Below are 16,567 nucleotides of genomic sequence, written 5' to 3' on the forward strand. Positions count from 1 at the left end.
GCCGCAGATGGCGCAGACCGGGGCTGCCGGTGGCGGATCGCGGCCGGTCCTGCGCGTCGTCCTGGTCGTGGCGCTGGACCGCGAGCGCGCGATCGGCAAGGGCAATGCGCTGCCCTGGCGCCTGCCCGACGACCTGAAACGCTTCAAGGCACTGACGATCGGAAAGCCCGTGCTGATGGGGCGCAGGACCGCCGAATCGCTGGGCCGCGCGCTGCCCGGCAGGACCAACCTGGTGCTGACCCGCAGCGGCCGCGTCCCGTTCGACGGCATGCAGGCGGTGGCCTCGATCGACGAGGCACTGGACATCGTGGCTTCGCAGGGCGCGCGGGAGCTGTGCGTGATCGGCGGCGGCGAGGTCTATGCGCTGGCGCTGCCGCTGGCGACCGACCTGCGCATGACCCACGTCGACACGGTGGTGGCCGGGGCAGATGCCTTCTTCCCGGCCTACGGCGAGGACGACTGGCGCGCGGTGTGGCGCGAACCCCACGCGGCCGACGACCGCCATCCGTACGCCTTCGAATTCGTGGACTACGTGCGTCGCGGCGACCCACAGGGGCCGTAGCGGGCGATTTCGGCACAGGCGGCCACAGCGGCAGCCGCACCGCGCCGCCGCGGCCTCAATGCGACGCGTCGCGTCCGGGGACCTGCACCACGTTCAGGCCTTCGGCGTCGAGCTGGAGCGCGGTCAGCGTGCCGCCCCAGACCGCGCCGGTGTCGAGCGCATGCACGCCATGGCCGATGAACAGGCCCAGCGACGACCAGTGCCCGCAGACGATCCTGAGGTCGCGCTCGACCCGTCCCGGCACCTCGTACCACGGGTACAGGCCCGGCTGCTGCGTTCCCGGTGCACCCTTTTCCTCGAACGCGATGCGGCCACGCGGCGAGCAGTAGCGCATGCGGGTGAACACGTTGATGATCGCGCGGTCGCGCTCGGATCCACGCAGCCGCGGCGACCACGCGGGCTGGTCGCCATACATGTTGCGCAGCAGCTTGCGGGCCTCGTCGGGGTTGCGCAGCTTGCGCTCGATCTCGCGGGCATGCTGCTCGGCGATGGCCGTGGTCCATTTGGGCGCCAGGCCCGCATGCACCATCATCCAGCCCAGCCTGCGGTCGACGTGCACCAGCGGCTGCGCGCGCAGCCAGTCAAGCAGCACGGCATGGTCGTCCGCGAACAGCACGGACTGCAGGTCGGGCTTGACCTTGCGTTGCTCGGGGCGGCTGCGTTCGGCGATCGCCAGCAGCGACAGGTCGTGGTTGCCCAGCACGCTGACGACGTTGTCGCGCAGCGAGTGCACCAGGCGCAGGGTCTGCAGCGACTCGCCGCCGCGATTGACCAGGTCGCCGCAGAACCACAACCGGTCGCGCGCCGGATCGAAGCGGATCTTCTCCAGCAGCCGCTGCGTGGGGCCGTAGCAGCCCTGCAGGTCTCCGATCGCCCAGACGGCCATGCGCGCGCGTCAGTGCAGCGTGCGCGGCACGGCCAGGGTGAAGGGCGGGATCGGCGCGTCGAAGCGGGTACCGTCGTCGCCGACCATGTCGTAGCTGCCTTCCATGGTGCCGACCGCGGTGGGCAGGGTGGCGCCGGAGGTGTAGACGAACTGCTCGCCGGGCTCCAGCCGCGGCTGCTCGCCGACCACGCCGTCGCCGCGCACCTCCTCGGTGCGTCCGTTGGCGTCGGTGATGATCCAGTGGCGGGCCACCAACTGCGCCGGCAGCCGACCGAGGTTGCGGATGCGGATGGTGTAGGCGAACACGTAGCGGTCGTCCTCGGGCTCGGATTCCTCGTCGAGGAACTGGGTCGCGATCTGGATCTCGAGGCTGTAGTCGGCGGTGCGGCTCATGTGCCCAGTGTATGCGCTGGCCGTGAACGGTTCGACTACGTCCTGCCGCCGTGCGCACGCGGACGGCCTGCGCGGGGCGGTCCGTCGACGGGTCTGCGCTCAGGCCGCGGCGTGGTTGGCGAGGCGCACGAAGTCGGAGACCGCCAGCTGTTCCGCGCGCGCCTGCGGATCGACGCCGGCGGCGCGGATCGCGGTCTCGTCGCACAGCCTGGACAGGGCATTGCGCAGGGTCTTGCGGCGCTGCCCGAAGGCGTCGCGGACGATGGCGGCGAAGCGCGCGGGATCGTCGATCCCGACCGTCTCCGGCGCCCGCGGCACCAGCCGCACCACCGCCGAATCCACCTTCGGCGGGGGCCGGAAGGCGCCGGGTCCGACCGTGAACAGGGACGTCACCCGGCACCAGGCCTGCAGCATCACGCTCAGGCGCCCGTAGACCTTGCTGCCGGGGGGCGCGGCCATGCGGTCGACCACCTCCTTCTGCAGCATGAAATGCATGTCGCGGATGACCGCGGCGTGCTCGAGCGCATGGAACAGGATCGGCGAGGACAGGTTGTAGGGCAGGTTGCCGACCAGGCGGATCGGCTGTCCCTGCGCGAGCGCGGTGAAGTCCACGTCCAGCACGTTGGCGTGCACCAGCGTCAGCTCGCCGTGCGCGCGGGCCGCTTCGGCGAGCGGCGCCAGCAGGTCGCGGTCGAACTCGATCGCGGTCAGGCTGCCGTGGCGCTGCAGCAGCGGGAAGGTCATGGCGCCCTGGCCGGGTCCGATCTCGACGATACGGTCGCCCGGCTTCGGGTCGACGGCGAGGATGATCTTCTCGACCACGCCGCGCTCATGCAGGAAGTGCTGCCCGAGCGACTTCTTCGCAGGTCCGCTGAAGCCGCTCACAGCAGGCGCGTCCCGAGCGGCACGTCGCGGTCGGGTACGCACAGCGCCACCGCCCCGTCGGCGTCGTGGAAGCCGGTGACCAGGCATTGCGACATCAGCGGCCCGATCTGCTTGGGCGGGAAGTTGACCACGGCCACCACCAGCCGACCGACCAGGTCGGCGGCCGCGTAGAGCGCTGTGAGCTGGGCGCTCGACCTGCGCAGGCCGATCTCCGGGCCGAAGTCGAGTTCCAGGATGTAGGCCGGCTTGCGCGCCTGTTCGAACACGCGCGCCGACAGCACGCGTCCGACGCGCAGTTCGACCTTGAGGAAGTCGTTCCAGTCGATGTTCTGCATGGCGGGCGGGGTGCCGGTCGCGCCTGGGGCGGTGGTTTCGGGCATGGCGGGAATCCTGCGGCGGCGCGCTGCGCCGGTGACACCTGGAAGAAGGGAGACGGTGGATGGATGGCCGGTGCCACGCGCTGCGGCGCGGACGGGCCGAAAGGGTGGGGTATCAGCTCGCGCCGCGGCGCGCCAGGCGCGCGCAGGTCTCGATCGCGGCATACAGGCTGGACGGGTCCGCGGCGCCGCTTCCGGCGAGATCGAAGGCGGTGCCGTGGTCGACCGCGACCCGTGGCCAGGGCAGGCCCAGGGTCAGGTTGACCGCGCGCTCGAAGCCGCTGTACTTGAGCACCGGCAGTCCCTGGTCGTGGTACATCGCCAGCACCGCGTCGACACCGCGCAGTTTCGCCGGCAGGAAGGCCGTGTCGGCCGGCAGGGGACCCTGCAGGTCCATGCCCTCGGTGCGGAGCCGGGCAAGCAGCGGTTCGATCACCTCGATTTCCTCGCGTCCCAGGTGGCCGGACTCGCCCGCGTGCGGGTTCAGCCCGAGCACTGCGATCCGCGGCGCATCGATACCGAAATCGCGGCGCAGCGCGCCGTGCAGGATCCGCAGCACCCGCTCCAGGGACGATGGCGTGATCGCATCGGCCACCTGGCGCAGCGGCAGGTGGGTGGTGGCGAGCGCGACGCGGACGATGTCGTTGGCTAGCATCATCACCACGTCGCAGCCGGCGTGCGCGGCCAGCAACTCGGTCGTCCCGGAGTAGGGGATGCCGCCGAGGTTGATCGTGGCCTTGTGCACGGGGCCGGTGACCATGCCCGCGCACGTGCGCGACTGGCAGGCGGTGGCGGCCTGCTCCAGCGCGGCGATCACGGCGGCGGCGTTGCGCGGGTCCGGAACGCCGGGCGCGCAGGGCGCGGGCACCGGGACGGGATGCAGGCGCAGTTCGCCGGGGCGGTTTGCAGGCTCGGCGTCGGGATCCAGCAGGGCCAGCGGTAACCCGAGGCGCGTGGCCGCGTCGTGCAGCGAGGCGGCATCGCCGAACGCGATCAGGTCCGCGTCCCAGTCGCGCTGCGCGGCGCGCACGCACAGTTCGGGACCGACGCCTGCCGGCTCGCCCGGCACCAGCGCCAGCCGCGGCCGCATGTCAGCCGCCGTCGCTGCCGGCCTGTGCGTTGCCGGCGCGGATGTCGACGTAGGCTTCGCCGCGCATCTCGCGCACGTAGCGGTCCCACTCGTCTTCCAGCTTGCGCTGGCCGATCGACTCGCGGACCTGGGCCCGCCGGTTCTCGTCGCCGGCCGTGGTCTGGCGGGTGGCCACGCGCTGCACGATGTGCCAGCCGGCCTGGGTCTTGAACGGCGTCGAGACCTGGCCATCCTGCAGCGTCGACACCTGGGCGCCGAACTCGGGACCGAACTCGTCCTGGGTGAACCAGCCCAGGTCGCCGCCCTCGGGCTTGCTGACCGTATCGTCGGAGTTCTCGCGCGCGACTTCCTGGAAGTCGGCGCCGCCGGCGATGCGCGCGCGCAGCGTATCGATCCGGGCCTTGGCCTCGCCGTCGCCGCCCGCGCCTTCCGCCGGACGGATCAGGATGTGGCGGGCGCTGTACTGGGTGACCGTGCCGCCGGCGCCGTCCTGGCCGCCCTCGCGCGTGTCCACCAGCTGCAGCAGCTGGAAGCCGCTCGGGCCGCGGATCGGGCCGATCACGTCGCCGGGCGACATGGTGCGGATCGCGTTGGCGAACGCCACCGGGATCTCGTCGAGGCTGCGCCAGCCCAGGCTGCCGCCTTCGAGCGCATTGGGGCTGTCGGAGTAGCGCACCGCCGCCGCGGCGAACTCCATCTCGCGCCGGTCGAGCAGGCTCTTGATGCCGTCGATCTTCTGCTGCCCGGTCGCGATCTGCTCGGGCGTCGCGCCCTCGGGCAGGGCCACCAGGATGTGCGCCAGCTGGTACTGGGCGCCGCCGGCCTGGGAAGCCATCGCCGCATCCACCTCGGCATCGCTGACGCTGATCCGGCTCTGTGCGAAACGCTGGCGCAGGCGCTGGACCAGCATCTCGTCACGCAGCGAGCTGCGGAAGTCGTCGAGCGACATGCCGTCGCGCGCCAGCTGCTGGCGCAACTGGTCGGGCGAGAGATTGTTCTGCTGGGCGATGTTGCCGATCGCCGTGTCGACCTCGGCATCGCTCACGCGCACGCCGGTTTCGGCGGCGCGCGAGGTCTGCAGCTTGACCAGCACCAGGCGCTCGAGCACCTGGCGCTCGAGGATGGCGCGCGGCGGCAGCTGGTTCTGGCGGCCGGCGTACTGGGCGGTGACGTTGGCGACCGCGCGGTTGAGCTCGCTCTGCAGGATGACGTCTTCGTCGACCACCGCCGCGATGCCTTCGAGCGGCTGGACGGATTGCGCCTGGAGGGTTCCGGCCAGCAGCAGGGCGGCGCACAGGAATGCGATGCGGGTCTTCATGGGGAGAGTTCTGCGGGGAAGTCGCCGTCGTCCACGCCATTGCGCAGTTCGGACGGCGGGACGAGATAGAGGTCGTCGCGGTGATAGCCGAGGATAGCACGGCGCAACCGGCCCCGATTGTCGGGTCCGGCCGAGCCCAGGCCCTTGAGTTCGATCTCCAACTGGATCGAATCGTTCATCTCGCCGCGGGTGTTGCGCACGTAGCGGCGCCCGACCAGGCGGGCGGCGATGCAGCAGCTTTCCCACTGCACGCCGGCGATGCCTTCGAGCACCTGCCTGTCCTTGAGCGAGTAGTAGTAGCGGCCGACCAGGCTCCAGGAAGGATTGAGCGGATACAGGAACGACAGGTCGACCTGTTCCAGCAGGTCGGTCTGGCGCAGCACGTTGCGGCGATAGCGGTAGGCCAGGTTGACGATGCCGTCGTCGCCGATCAGGTAACGGGTGCGGATGCTGGCCAGGTCCTCGCGGCGGCTGGTCTGGTTCCACTGGTAGGAGGCGCCGATCGTCCAGCGGTCGTTGATCGCGTAGTTCGCATCCGCCACCCACGACGAGCTGCCCTTCTCGATCGGCACCTCGTTGCCCAGGCGGACCCGCGCATCCTCGAAGTAGCGGATCTGGCCGATGCTGGCGGCGAGCTTCTCGCGGCCGTCCGACTCGCGGATCAGGCGCGTGGTCAGCGCCATGGTGAGCTGGTTGGCATCGCCCTGGCGGTCCGCACCGGCATAGCGGTTGTCGCGGAACAGCTGACCCCAGCTGAAGGTCATCGGCCGGGTGTCGAACAGCGGCATGTCGTCCTGCTCGCGGTAGGGCGAGTTCAGGTAGAACAGGCGCGGTTCGAGCGTATGCAGGAAGCTCTCGCCGCGGAAACGCGTGTCGCGATCGAAGAACAGGCCGGCGTCGACCGTGCCGATCGGCTGGCTGCGCGACGGCGAACGGTTCGGGAACTCCTCGTCGAGCTGATAGGTGGTATAGCGCCAGGCCAGGGTCGGCCTGAGGTACCAGCTCGGCCCTTCAAGCGGCATGCTGAGCCAGGGCTTGAGGTCGAGGCGGCTGCCGCCGGGCTTGGCGTCCGCATCGACGTGGGAGAAGCGAACGGCTTCGGTGTCGGCACCCGCGATGAAGCGGCCGAACGGCTGTTCCCAGCGGAAGTAGGCGCGCGGCAAGCGGTTGTAGGGCAGGCGCCACTCTTCGATCGTGTAATCGGTGAGGTGGCGGTACTCGCCCACCACTCCGGCGTTCCAGTAGCGACTCCGGCCGTATATCCCCGCGCTGCTCAGCAGCGAGGAGACGGCCAGCCCTTCGGCCGTGCTGCTGTCGTCCTCGAGCCATCGTGGATCGCTGAGCCAGTAGAGGTTCGCGCGCGCCTGCCAAGTGCCGGTAAGGTTCTGAAATCCTGTATAGCGGAACATCCCGCGATCTTCCTCGCGGTAGTTTTCCGGCGGAATGCGCGGGTCGGCGATCTCCTCGGGCCGTTCGCGCGCTGTCAGGTCGTCGGACGGCAGCGCCTGCAGTTCGAACGTGCCGCGGCCGCGCTCGGTGAGGTAGCGGAACTCGGTGCCCAGCTGCAGGCCGCGGTCGCTCATCCAGCGCGGGGTCAGGGTCAGGTCGTAGTTCGGCGCGAGGTTGAAGTAGATCGGCTGGCGCCAGTCGAAGCCGTTGCGGCTGGACATGCTGATGCTCGGGTACAGCAGGCCGGTTCGGCGGCGGTCGTCGATCGGGAACGCCAGCCACGGCACGTACAGCACCGGGACCTTGCCGATGCGCAGCGTCGCGTTGCGCGCCACGCCCGTGCCTTCGGCGGTGTCGATGTCGATGCGCTGCGCGCGCAGTTCCCACCAGCGCTGGCTGGGCGGGCAGCTGGAATAGGTGGAGCCGAACATCCGCCCCTGCGACTCCTGCATCTCGATGCGCTCGGCGCCGCCGTTGCCACGGCGTTCGGTCAGCTGGTAGCGCACGTTGTCGATGCGGTGGGAGTCGGTGTTCTGGTCGCCTTCCAGGCGCTCGGCCACCACGCGCATGCCCGAGTCCTGGTAGCGGACGTTGCCGGTCGCGGTGTAGGTGCCGGTGTCCTGGGAGAACTCGATGTTGTCGGTGCCCAGGAACTGGTCGCCGCGGCGCAGGGTGACGTTGCCGGTGACGTTGTAGATGCCGCCATCCACGCCCATGGTCTGGTCGCCCTGGATGTCGGTGGGCAGGCTCTCGCGGTCGGCGATGTCGCCCACCGGGGGCTGTGCGTCGGGGAAAAGCGGCACCGCGTCCTCGACCGGGCACATCGACCAGTCGACGGGGATGTCGTCATCCGCGTGGGCTGCCAGCGACAGGGCGATGCAGAGCGGCAGGGGCAGCAGGCGGAACGCAGGTCGCACGCGACGGGATCCCGGGGACGGAAAGGCCGCTAGCTTGCCGGAAGCCTCGTGCAGCGGCAATGCACGCCGCCAGCGCCGGTTCATCCAGCCGCCGGCGGGCCGGCGATCAGCGCGGCCACGTGGGCGACCGCGCCTTCGCCCAGCGCCTGCAGGTCGTAGCCGCCCTCGAGCATGGACACGATGCGGCCTTCGGCATGGCGGGCGGCCAGCGCGTGCAGCGCGGTGGTGAGCCAGCCGAAGTCGTCCGGGCCCAGTTCCAGCTGCGCCATCGGGTCGCGGCGGTCGCCGTCGAAGCCGGCCGAGACCAGCAGCAGCTGCGGCGCGAAGGCGTCCAGCGCCGGCAGCAGGATCTCCTGCCAGCAGTGCCGGAACGCCTCGCCGCCCGCGCCGGCGGGCAGCAGGGCGTTGACGATGTTGCCCGCTCCGCGCTCGTTGCCGGCCCCGGTCCAGGGATACAGCGGCGCCTGATGCGAGCTGAGGTAGAGCACCCGCGGGTCCTGCTCGAAGATGGCCTGGGTTCCATTGCCGTGGTGGACGTCGAAATCGACGATCGCCACGCGCGCCAGGCCGAAGCGGTCGAGGGCGTGCGCGGCCGCCACGGCGATGTTGTCGAACAGGCAGAAGCCCATCGCCGCGTCGATGGTGGCGTGGTGCCCGGGCGGGCGGACCGCGCAGAAGGCGACGTCGGTTTCGCCGTGCATCACCGCCTCGGTGGCGGCGACGCCGGCCCCGACCGCGCGCAACGCGGCCTCGGGCGAGCCGGGCGAGACGACGGTGTCGGGATCGAGCCGGAGCCGGTCCGGCGGAGGCGGCGCCAGCACCGTGGCCAGCAGGCGCGGATCGTGCACCCGCAGCAGCTGGCCGCGTGTGGCGCGGGGTGCCTCGATCCACTCCATCTGCGGAAACGCCGCGTGCAGCGCTTCGAGCACCGCACCCAGGCGGTCGGCGCATTCCGGGTGGCCCGGCCCGGTGTCGTGCTCCAGGCACGCCGGGTGGGTGTAGCCGAGGATGCGCGCCATGCCGGTGGGTCAGCGGCGCTCGTGCCGCCAGATGACCTCGCCGTGCCCGTCGGCGCGCGCCAGCACCCGCGCCAGCACGAACAGCAGGTCGGAGAGCCGGTTGAGGTAGCCGATCGCCTGGGGGCGCACGGCTTCCTGCCGCGACAGCGTCACCGCCTCGCGCTCGGCGCGGCGCACCACGGTGCGGGCGACGTGGCAGCGGGCAGCCGCCTCGCCGCCGCCGGGCAGGATGAAATCCTTCAGCGGCGGCAGGGGTTCGTTGTAGTGGTCCAGCCGCTCTTCCAGGCGCGCGATGTCGGCGTCGGTGATGGCGGCATGGCCGGGGATGCACAGCTCGCCGCCCAGGTCGAACAACTGGTGCTGCACCGAAACCAGCAGGTCGCGGACGTCGTTGGGCAGCTGCGCGGCCAGCAGCAGGCCAATGGCCGAATTGGCCTCGTCGACGGTGCCATAGGTGCGGACGCGGTCGGCGTCCTTGGCGATCCGGCTGCCGTCGCCCAGCCCGGTGGTTCCGTCGTCGCCGGTGCGGGTATAGATCTTCGACAGGCGGTTGCCCACGGTGGACGGACGCCTAGACCGTCTGCGCGCGCAGCGCCGGCAGGCGTCCGCGCAGCAGCGCGAATCCGCCGAACAGCAGCGCCGAGTAGGCCAGCGTACTCAGCAGCGTGGTCTTGAAGAACGGCAGCGCGGCCACGTAGCACGGCAGCAGGCCGGTGCTGCAGGCCGGATAGCCCGGCACCATGAACGCGGTCAGCCAGACCGCGAAGTTGCTGACCAGGAAGAACAGCACCGAACCGGCCAGCGAATAGCCGAGCACGCGCGCGCCGTTGACACGGCCGCGCAGGCCGAAGGCGAGCGCCACGGTGGCGGCGATGGTCAGGTAGTTGGCCAGCAGGCTGGGCAGGTAGCCGGAGGTGGTGAAGTAGGCCAGGTACGTATCGCCGCGCAGCATGCCCAGCGCCAGGTCGGCGACCAGCATCGCCATCACCGGCACCAGGAAGGCGAGGCCGCGGCTGGCGAAATAGGCGCCGCCGAACAGCGCGATCGCCTCGATCGGCGCGAAGTTCGGCGGCAGCGGCAGCAGGCGCGAGAACGCGGCCAGCAGGATCATCGCCGTCAGGACCAGGGGGCCGGGTGCGAACGGGGTGTCGGAGGCGGGTCGGGTCATGGCGATGGTCGCAGGCGTTGGAAACCCCGGCATTCTACCCGTTCGCGCCAGGGCCGGCCGGACACCGGCTTCGCGCTGGCGGTCCGGGCGCTGCCGGTATGATGCCGCGCCATGGCAGACCTGCAGATCCACGACGTGCTGATCATCGGCGGCGGCCTCGTCGGCGCCAGCCTGGCGCTCGCGCTCGACCGCGCCGGCGTGCCCGCGACCCTGCTCGAGGCCACGCCCCCGGCCGCGATGCCGGAGGTGTTCGACCAGCGCAACCTCAGCTTCGCGGAGGCCACGGTCAATGCGCTGGGAGCGCTCGGCGTGATGGCGCGCCTGCAGCGGCCGGCCGGCGCGATCCGGCGCATCCACGTCAGCCGCCAGGGCGACTTCGGCCAGGCCTGCCTGCAGGCGCAGGATTTCGGGCGCACGACATTCGGCCAGGTGGTGGTGGCGCGCGACCTGGGCGAGGCGCTGGAAGCGCGGCTGTCGGAGGCTTCGCGGCTCACGCGCCTGCGGCCGATGCGCTTCCTGGGCTTCGATACCATGCAGGATGACAGCGTGCAGCGTGTGCGCGTGGCCGCCGGGGATGGCGAACGGGTGATCGCCGCGCGCCTGGTGGTGGCGGCCGACGGCGCCACCAGCACGGTGCGGCAGGCCCTGGGCATCGCCGCGACCACGCACGACTACGGCCAGCGCCTGTTCGTGGCGCGGCTGCGCACGCAGCGCGCGCCCGACGGGACCGCGTACGAACGCCTGCGCGACGCCGGCCCGACCGCGCTGCTGCCGCGCGGGGACGGCTGCTACGGCATCGTCCACGGCGTGGCGACCGCCGAAGCCGCCGGCGTCGCGGCCCTGGACGCCGATGGCTTCCTGCGGCGCGTGCAGGATGCCTTCGGCTGGCGCGCGGGCCGGTTCCTGGAGGTGGGCGAACGCAGCGTGTATCCCGCGCTGCGCGTCGTCGCCGACCGCACCACGGCGCGCCGCGCGGTGCTGGTCGGCAACGCCGCCCAGGCCCTGCATCCGGTGGGTGCGCAGGGCTTCAACCTGGGCCTGCGCGATGCGCTCACCTTGGCCGAACTGGTGGCCGGTGCCGAGGACCCGGGCGCCGAAGGGTTGCTGGAGGCCTACGCGCAGCGACGTCGCGAGGACCGCAGCCGCACCCTGGCATTTTCCGACGGGCTGGCGCGGATCACCGCCAACCCCGCGCCCCTGCTGCGTCCATTGCGCAGCCTGGGCCTGGCGGCGATCGGCGCGGTCCCGTCGCTGCAATCGCTGCTGGCCGGCGGCGCGATGGGCTACCGGGGCGACGTTCCGGCGCTGTGTCGGGGCGCAGGCGCATGAGCCGTCGCGATCCGCACGACGTGGTGGTGGTCGGCGGCGGCGTCGTCGGCGCGGCGTGCGCGCTCGCGCTGGCGCGGGCCGGACTCGACACCTGCCTGGTCGAATCCAGGCGGCCGCCGGCCTGGTCGCGCGAGGTTCCCGACCTGCGCGTCTACGCGCTCGCGCCGGACAACGCGGCGCTGCTGGATTCGATCGGCGCCTGGCGGGCCGTGCGCGAGGCCCGCGCGCATCCGTACCGCCGCATGCAGGTCTGGGACGCGGCAGGCGGCAATCCGATCGTGTTCGATGCCGATGCGCTGGCGCGTCCCAGCCTGGGCTGGATCGTCGAGCACGGCCTGCTGGTGGAGGCGCTGTGGCAACAGCTGGAGCAGGCCGGCGTGCGCCTGCGCTGCCCGGCGGCGGTCGAGGCGCTGGACGAAGATGCAGACGGCGTGCGCCTGCGCCTGGACGACGGGAGCCGCGTGGCCGCCCGCATCGCGGTGGCGGCCGATGGCGCCGCTTCGCGCCTGCGTTCGCTCGCGGGGATCGCCGTGGACGGGCACGACTATGCGCAGCAGGGCGTGGTCGCCTACGTGCGTCCGCAACAAGCGCACGAGGACACCGCCTGGCAGCGCTTCCTGCCCACCGGGCCGCTGGCCCTGCTGCCCTGCGCCGATGGCAGCTGCTCGATCGTATGGACCCTGCCGCAGGACGAGGCGGCGCGCGTGCTGGCGCTGGACGACGAGGCCTTCGGCCGCGAACTGACCACCGCGTTCGAGGCGCGGCTCGGGGCGATCGTGCCGCTGAGCCGGCGCGTGGGCTTTCCGCTGCGGCGGCAGCTGGCGGCCGAGCAGCAGCGCGGACGCGTGCTGGTGATCGGCGACGCCGCGCATGCCGTGCATCCGCTTGCCGGGCAGGGCGTCAACCTGGGCCTGCGCGACGTCGCCGCGCTGCAGGCTTCGGTGGCCGATGCCCACCGCCGGCGTGCCCGCTGGGATACGCCCCAGCGCCTGGCACGCTGGGCCCGCGCACGGCGCAGCGACAATGCGGTCGCCGCCTACAGCTTCGAAGGCATCAACCGCCTGTTCTCGAACGATGCCCTGGTGCCGACCCTGCTGCGTGGCCACCTGCTGGGCATCGCCGGACGCCTGCCGCCGCTGCTGGACCTGTTCTGGCGCCGCGCCGCGGGCCGTTGAGCCTGCGCGCCGGGCGGGTCAGTGAGCTGCGCTCGCTGGCGCGCCGCGCAGGCGACGGAACACGGCGATCGCGCCCACGACGACCGCGCCAGCGACGATGCCGACCGCCGCATTGATCAGCATTGGGGTCAGTGCGCCCATTACCGCGCCGATCCCGGGCACGTGCGTGGCCTCCACCGCGGCGTCCTGGATCCATTCGCTGACCGCATGGAAACCGTGGGTCAGGATTCCGCCGCCGACCAGGAACATCGCCGCGGTCCCGGCCACCGCCAGGCCTTTCATCAGCCACGGCGCCATGCGCAGGATGCCGGTGCCGACCGTGCGCGCGAAGCCGCTGATGCTGCGGCTCAGGTACAGGCCGAAGTCATCGAGCTTGACGATGCCCGCGACCAGGCCGTAGACACCCACGGTCATCAGCGCGGCGATGCCGACCAGCACGCCTACCTGCACCGAGAACGGCTTGTCGGTCACCGTCCCCAGCGAGATGACGATGATCTCCGCGGACAGGATGAAGTCGGTGCGCACCGCACCCTTGATCTTGTCCTTCTCGGCGGCGACGAGGTCGACATCGGGCCGCGCCAGCGCCGCCGCATGTTCCGCGTGGTGGCGCTGGTCCTCGTCGCGGCTGTGCAGGAAGCGATGCAGCAGCTTCTCCGCGCCCTCGTAGCACAGGAACAGGCCGCCGGCCATCAGCAGCGGCGTGACCAGCCAGGGCAGGAAGGTGCTGATGGCCAGCGCCGCCGGCACGAGAATCAGCTTGTTGCGGGCCGAACCCTTGGCCACCGCCCAGACCACCGGCAGTTCGCGGTCGGCGCGCACGCCGCTGACCTGCTCGGCGTTGAGCGCCAGGTCGTCGCCCAGCACGCCCGCGGTCTTCTTCGCCGCCACCTTGGTCATCACCGACACGTCGTCGAGGATGGTTGCGATGTCGTCGAGCAGGACTAGCAGGCTGGAGGCCATGGGGGATGCCGGTGTGGGGAAGGGGGCGATTGTAGGGCCAGGCCGATGCCGCTGCGGGTGACGACCGCCGCCCGATCCATGCAGCGACGCCGCCGGGGAACGGCGGCGTCGCATGGGCAGCACGGCTGCGACGACAAGCTTGCGTCCGCGTCAGCGGAGCCGGGCGGTGTACTCGTCGCGGTCGATGCGGCCGTCGCGGCTGCTGTCGACCGCATCGAAGCCGCTGGCGAGCGCGGGCTCGGCGGCCGCCTCGGTGCGCGACACCGCGCCGTCGGCGTTGGCGTCGAGCTGGTTGAAGGCGCGACTCGCGGCCACCATGGCCGGCCTGGACACATGCGAGATCACGGTGACGTCTGGTTCGAGCGGGGTCGTGGCCGGCGTTGCAGGCGGCTGCGGTCGCGGCGGCAATGCGTTGACCGCGTCGATCGCCGCACGCGAGGACACCACCGCTTCGGCCGCGGACTGCCGCGCGATCCGGCTGGCCGCTTCCGCATCCTGGCTGTTGGCGCGGGCCTCGACCTGGGCGCCCAGCGGCTGCGCAGTTCCGGCGTGCGCCGCGCTGTGTGCGGCGCCGGCGCGGTTGGCCGCATCCGCGGCGGCCCGTGCCGAAGCCTGGGCGCGCAACGACGCGTCCCGCGCGACATGGGCGTGGTAGTCGGCGCTCGCTTCGCCGTGCGACGTGAGCGCGGGTGCATGGGCGGCATGGGATGCCTGGGACGCCGCGTCGCGCGCCACGGAAGCGACTTCGCGCGCTGCCTCCGCTTCGGCGCGGGCGGTTTCCGTCGCCTGGTCGCTCACGACCCTGGCTTGCGCGGTCCCGGCCGTCTGCGCTGTCGCGACTCCGCAGCCCAGCGCCAGTGCGGTGGCCAGGAGGCTTCGATGGAAGATCTTGGGATTCATGGGGAACTCCCGTTGCGTGGAGGCCCATGCTCGGCAGGCGCCGATGAAACAGGTGTCAACCGTCGCAGTCTGCGCGCTGAACACGCCCGGGCATTCAGGCGCGGGCCATGCGCCGGGCGAGCACCGTGATCTCCTCGCGATCGTGGTACAGCTGGCGTGCGCGCACCTCGACCGGCACCGCGGCCGCCTCGACGAACGCGTCGAGGCTGCGGCGCGTTTCCAGCCAGCGCTTCTTCATCGGCAGCTTGAGGTTGAAGATCGACTGCCGGCACCAGCCTTCGCGGAACCAGTCGCCCATGCGCCGCGCCACCCGCGAGGGTTGCTCGACCATGTCGCAGACCATCCAGTCCAGCGGCCGTGGTGGCTGCCAGCGGAAGCCATCCTCGCGCAGGTGTTCGACCAGGCCGGTGTCGAACAGGTGCGCGCGCAGCGGACCGTTGTCGATCGCGATGACCCGCAGCCCCTGCCGGGCCAGCACCCAGGTCCAGCCACCGGGCGCAGCGCCCAGGTCGGCGGCGGTCATGCCCGGACGCAGAAGCTCGGCCCGCTGCGCGGGATCGAGCAGCACCAGCAGCGCTTCTTCGAGCTTGAGCGCCGAGCGCGACGGCGCGTCGGCATGCAGCTTCAGGCGCGGCACGCCCAGCGGCCACGGCGAGGTGATCGCCGGGTCGGCGCTGGCCAGCAGCACGTGGTCGCCTGCCAGGAAACACACGTGCAGGCGCGGCAGCGCGGGATCCTCGGCCGGCGTGAGCAGCCTGCGCTTGCGCAGCGCCGGGCGCAGCGCGTTGGCGAAGCTCCGGGCCAGCCCGGACAGTGGCTTGCCGGCGTCCGAATCGGGATGCTCCACCCACAGTGCGCCATAAGGTCGCGACCCGGAAACGCCGCGCGGCATGGCCGCTTCGATCGCCTCGAGCATGGGGCCCATGCGGTCGCGGGGATCGAGCCCGCGCAGTTCCGCGAACAGCGGCAGCGCCTGCCGCGCGAACACCAGCGAGCGCCACGGCAGGCCGGTCGCGATGGCCGCGTCGTCGCCGAGGAACAGCACGTAGCCGTCGCCGCGGCTGGCACGGGCGTAGCCGGCGATGCCCGCTTCCGCGGCGCGATCGCCGAGCTCGGCCGCGAGATCGGGCTCGAAGCCCGCGCGGCAGTAGCACAGCAGGCCGTTCATGCGCGGCCTGCGCGGTGGCGGCGCTCAGTAGCGGCCGGCATCGGACGCACCATAGGCCCGCAGCACGTCGCAGGCAGCGTCGCGATGGATGTCGCGCAGCACTTCGATGCCGCGGCGCTCGAGCTCTCCCACCCAGTCGGCCGGCAGCGGGCCTTCGTCGAACGGGGTCAGCGCCTCGACATCCTGCGAACGCGCGCCGATCAGCAGCCGGTCGATGCCGGCCCACACGGTCGCGCCGTAGCACTGGCAGCACGGCTGCGCGGAGGTCGCCAGCACGAAACGGCCGATCGCGTTGCCGTCCAGGTCGCGGTTGAGGCGCGCGCGCTGCAGCCGCTGCTGGGCGAGCATGTAGGCCATGGTCTCGGCATGCGCGACCGAACAGTTCTGCGGCAAGACCCGGTTCACGCCGACCGACACGATGCGGTCGTTGTCGGCGTTGAACACCGCCGCGCCGAACGGCCCGCCGCTGCCGGCGTCGACGTTCATGCGCGAGAGTTCGATCGCGAGCGCGACCTTGGCGTCGTCGCCGACATACGGGCGCGAAATGTCGACCTGTTCGTGGACCCAGGCCGGCAGGGTGAGGTGGACCTGCGCGTAGAGCATCAGCGCTCCACCGGCAGCGGGCCAGCCACCGCGCGGCACTGGTTCTGCACGCAGTCGCAGGACTGGATCTGCTGCCAGCCGCAGACCGAGGCCATGCCGCTGCGCTCGCACTGCGCGCGGACCGCGTCCGGGTCCACCGTTGCGTCCTTGTTGACGCAGGCGGGAAAGTAGCCGCAACAGTTGCCGACGTTCTTGACCGCGCAGTCGCTGGCCACGCGGCAGGACGCGTCCGGCGCGGCGGGATCGACCGACAGCGACGGCGGCGCGGCGGCCGCGGGCGCTTGCGGCGCCGCCACGTCCGCGCGCGGCGCGCAGGCCACGAGCAGCAGCATCAGGCAGGCGGCGGTCAGTAGACGCAGGGTCGCCAT

At 71.8% G+C, this 16,567-nt stretch carries 18 protein-coding genes; 3 read left to right on the forward strand and 15 right to left on the reverse strand.

The window, feature by feature from the left end:
• The first annotated feature begins 49 nt into the window (after nucleotides 1–49).
• On the forward strand, nucleotides 50–562 hold the full coding sequence (locus Q0863_RS16570) for a dihydrofolate reductase (protein ID WP_298581206.1): 513 nt from the start codon (nucleotides 50–52) through the stop codon (nucleotides 560–562).
• A 55-nt stretch (nucleotides 563–617) separates the two neighbouring features.
• On the opposite strand, the gene Q0863_RS16575 is transcribed toward Q0863_RS16570, so the two are convergent.
• The 10 genes from Q0863_RS16575 to Q0863_RS16620 all read right to left on the reverse strand — a co-directional run bounded on the left by Q0863_RS16575 (nucleotide 618) and on the right by Q0863_RS16620 (nucleotide 10,064).
• Nucleotides 618–1,448 carry a symmetrical bis(5'-nucleosyl)-tetraphosphatase gene (locus Q0863_RS16575; protein ID WP_298581061.1) on the reverse strand — a complete coding sequence of 277 codons (831 nt, stop codon included), beginning with the start codon at nucleotides 1,446–1,448 and terminating at the stop codon, nucleotides 618–620.
• Between the two features lie 9 nt (nucleotides 1,449–1,457).
• Complete coding sequence (gene apaG, locus Q0863_RS16580) at nucleotides 1,458–1,841, reverse strand: Co2+/Mg2+ efflux protein ApaG (protein ID WP_298581064.1); 384 nt, start codon at nucleotides 1,839–1,841, stop codon at nucleotides 1,458–1,460.
• A gap of 99 nt (nucleotides 1,842–1,940) precedes the next feature.
• On the reverse strand, nucleotides 1,941–2,726 hold the full coding sequence (rsmA, locus tag Q0863_RS16585; RefSeq protein WP_298581065.1) for a 16S rRNA (adenine(1518)-N(6)/adenine(1519)-N(6))-dimethyltransferase RsmA: 786 nt from the start codon (nucleotides 2,724–2,726) through the stop codon (nucleotides 1,941–1,943).
• Complete coding sequence (locus Q0863_RS16590) at nucleotides 2,723–3,106, reverse strand: tRNA-binding protein (protein ID WP_345780531.1); 384 nt, start codon at nucleotides 3,104–3,106, stop codon at nucleotides 2,723–2,725. The genes rsmA and Q0863_RS16590 overlap by 4 nt, the downstream gene beginning before the upstream one ends.
• A 112-nt stretch (nucleotides 3,107–3,218) precedes the next feature.
• Nucleotides 3,219–4,193, reverse strand: a complete 975-nt coding sequence (gene pdxA, locus Q0863_RS16595) for a 4-hydroxythreonine-4-phosphate dehydrogenase PdxA (RefSeq protein WP_298581067.1) — start codon at nucleotides 4,191–4,193, stop codon at nucleotides 3,219–3,221.
• Between the two features lies 1 nt (nucleotide 4,194).
• Complete coding sequence (locus tag Q0863_RS16600) at nucleotides 4,195–5,511, reverse strand: peptidylprolyl isomerase (RefSeq protein ID WP_298581069.1); 1,317 nt, start codon at nucleotides 5,509–5,511, stop codon at nucleotides 4,195–4,197.
• Nucleotides 5,508–7,877, reverse strand: coding sequence for an LPS assembly protein LptD (gene lptD, locus Q0863_RS16605; protein WP_298581070.1), 2,370 nt, complete (start codon nucleotides 7,875–7,877; stop codon nucleotides 5,508–5,510). The genes Q0863_RS16600 and lptD overlap by 4 nt, the downstream gene beginning before the upstream one ends.
• A gap of 80 nt (nucleotides 7,878–7,957) precedes the next feature.
• Nucleotides 7,958–8,887 (reverse strand): histone deacetylase family protein, encoded by a 930-nt coding sequence (locus tag Q0863_RS16610; RefSeq protein WP_298581211.1) that lies wholly within the window; start codon nucleotides 8,885–8,887, stop codon nucleotides 7,958–7,960.
• 18 nt (nucleotides 8,888–8,905) lie between these two features.
• The gene (locus Q0863_RS16615; RefSeq protein ID WP_298581072.1) at nucleotides 8,906–9,454 is read right to left on the reverse strand and encodes a cob(I)yrinic acid a,c-diamide adenosyltransferase; all 549 of its coding nucleotides are present in this window, start codon (nucleotides 9,452–9,454) and stop codon (nucleotides 8,906–8,908) included.
• Nucleotides 9,455–9,467: 13 nt separating this feature from the next.
• Nucleotides 9,468–10,064: a DUF6580 family putative transport protein gene (locus Q0863_RS16620; protein WP_298581073.1), complete on the reverse strand. Its 597-nt coding sequence runs from the start codon at nucleotides 10,062–10,064 to the stop codon at nucleotides 9,468–9,470.
• A gap of 111 nt (nucleotides 10,065–10,175) precedes the next feature.
• Here Q0863_RS16620 and ubiH point away from each other — a divergent pair, with 111 nt between their 5' ends.
• Both ubiH and Q0863_RS16630 read left to right on the forward strand, forming a co-directional pair.
• Entirely contained in the window at nucleotides 10,176–11,393 is a 1,218-nt protein-coding gene (gene ubiH / locus Q0863_RS16625; protein ID WP_298581074.1) for a 2-octaprenyl-6-methoxyphenyl hydroxylase, read from the forward strand.
• Entirely contained in the window at nucleotides 11,390–12,568 is a 1,179-nt protein-coding gene (locus Q0863_RS16630; protein ID WP_298581076.1) for an FAD-dependent oxidoreductase, read from the forward strand. Before ubiH ends, Q0863_RS16630 begins: the two co-directional genes overlap by 4 nt.
• Before the next feature lie 18 nt (nucleotides 12,569–12,586).
• On the opposite strand, the gene Q0863_RS16635 is transcribed toward Q0863_RS16630, so the two are convergent.
• The 5 genes from Q0863_RS16635 to Q0863_RS16655 form a co-directional block, all read right to left on the reverse strand.
• Nucleotides 12,587–13,528: a DUF808 domain-containing protein gene (locus Q0863_RS16635; protein ID WP_298581079.1), complete on the reverse strand. Its 942-nt coding sequence runs from the start codon at nucleotides 13,526–13,528 to the stop codon at nucleotides 12,587–12,589.
• 150 nt (nucleotides 13,529–13,678) lie between these two features.
• Nucleotides 13,679–14,428 (reverse strand): hypothetical protein, encoded by a 750-nt coding sequence (locus Q0863_RS16640; RefSeq protein ID WP_298581081.1) that lies wholly within the window; start codon nucleotides 14,426–14,428, stop codon nucleotides 13,679–13,681.
• Nucleotides 14,429–14,522: 94 nt separating this feature from the next.
• Nucleotides 14,523–15,596: a 23S rRNA (cytidine(2498)-2'-O)-methyltransferase RlmM gene (rlmM, locus tag Q0863_RS16645; RefSeq protein WP_298581083.1), complete on the reverse strand. Its 1,074-nt coding sequence runs from the start codon at nucleotides 15,594–15,596 to the stop codon at nucleotides 14,523–14,525.
• A gap of 24 nt (nucleotides 15,597–15,620) precedes the next feature.
• Nucleotides 15,621–16,199, reverse strand: a complete 579-nt coding sequence (locus Q0863_RS16650) for a nucleoside deaminase (RefSeq protein ID WP_298581085.1) — start codon at nucleotides 16,197–16,199, stop codon at nucleotides 15,621–15,623.
• Nucleotides 16,199–16,567 (reverse strand): hypothetical protein, encoded by a 369-nt coding sequence (locus Q0863_RS16655; RefSeq protein ID WP_298581087.1) that lies wholly within the window; start codon nucleotides 16,565–16,567, stop codon nucleotides 16,199–16,201. Before Q0863_RS16655 ends, Q0863_RS16650 begins: the two co-directional genes overlap by 1 nt.

The organism is uncultured Luteimonas sp. (assembly GCF_947492465.1).
In the GTDB taxonomy this organism is placed as follows: domain Bacteria; phylum Pseudomonadota; class Gammaproteobacteria; order Xanthomonadales; family Xanthomonadaceae; genus Luteimonas.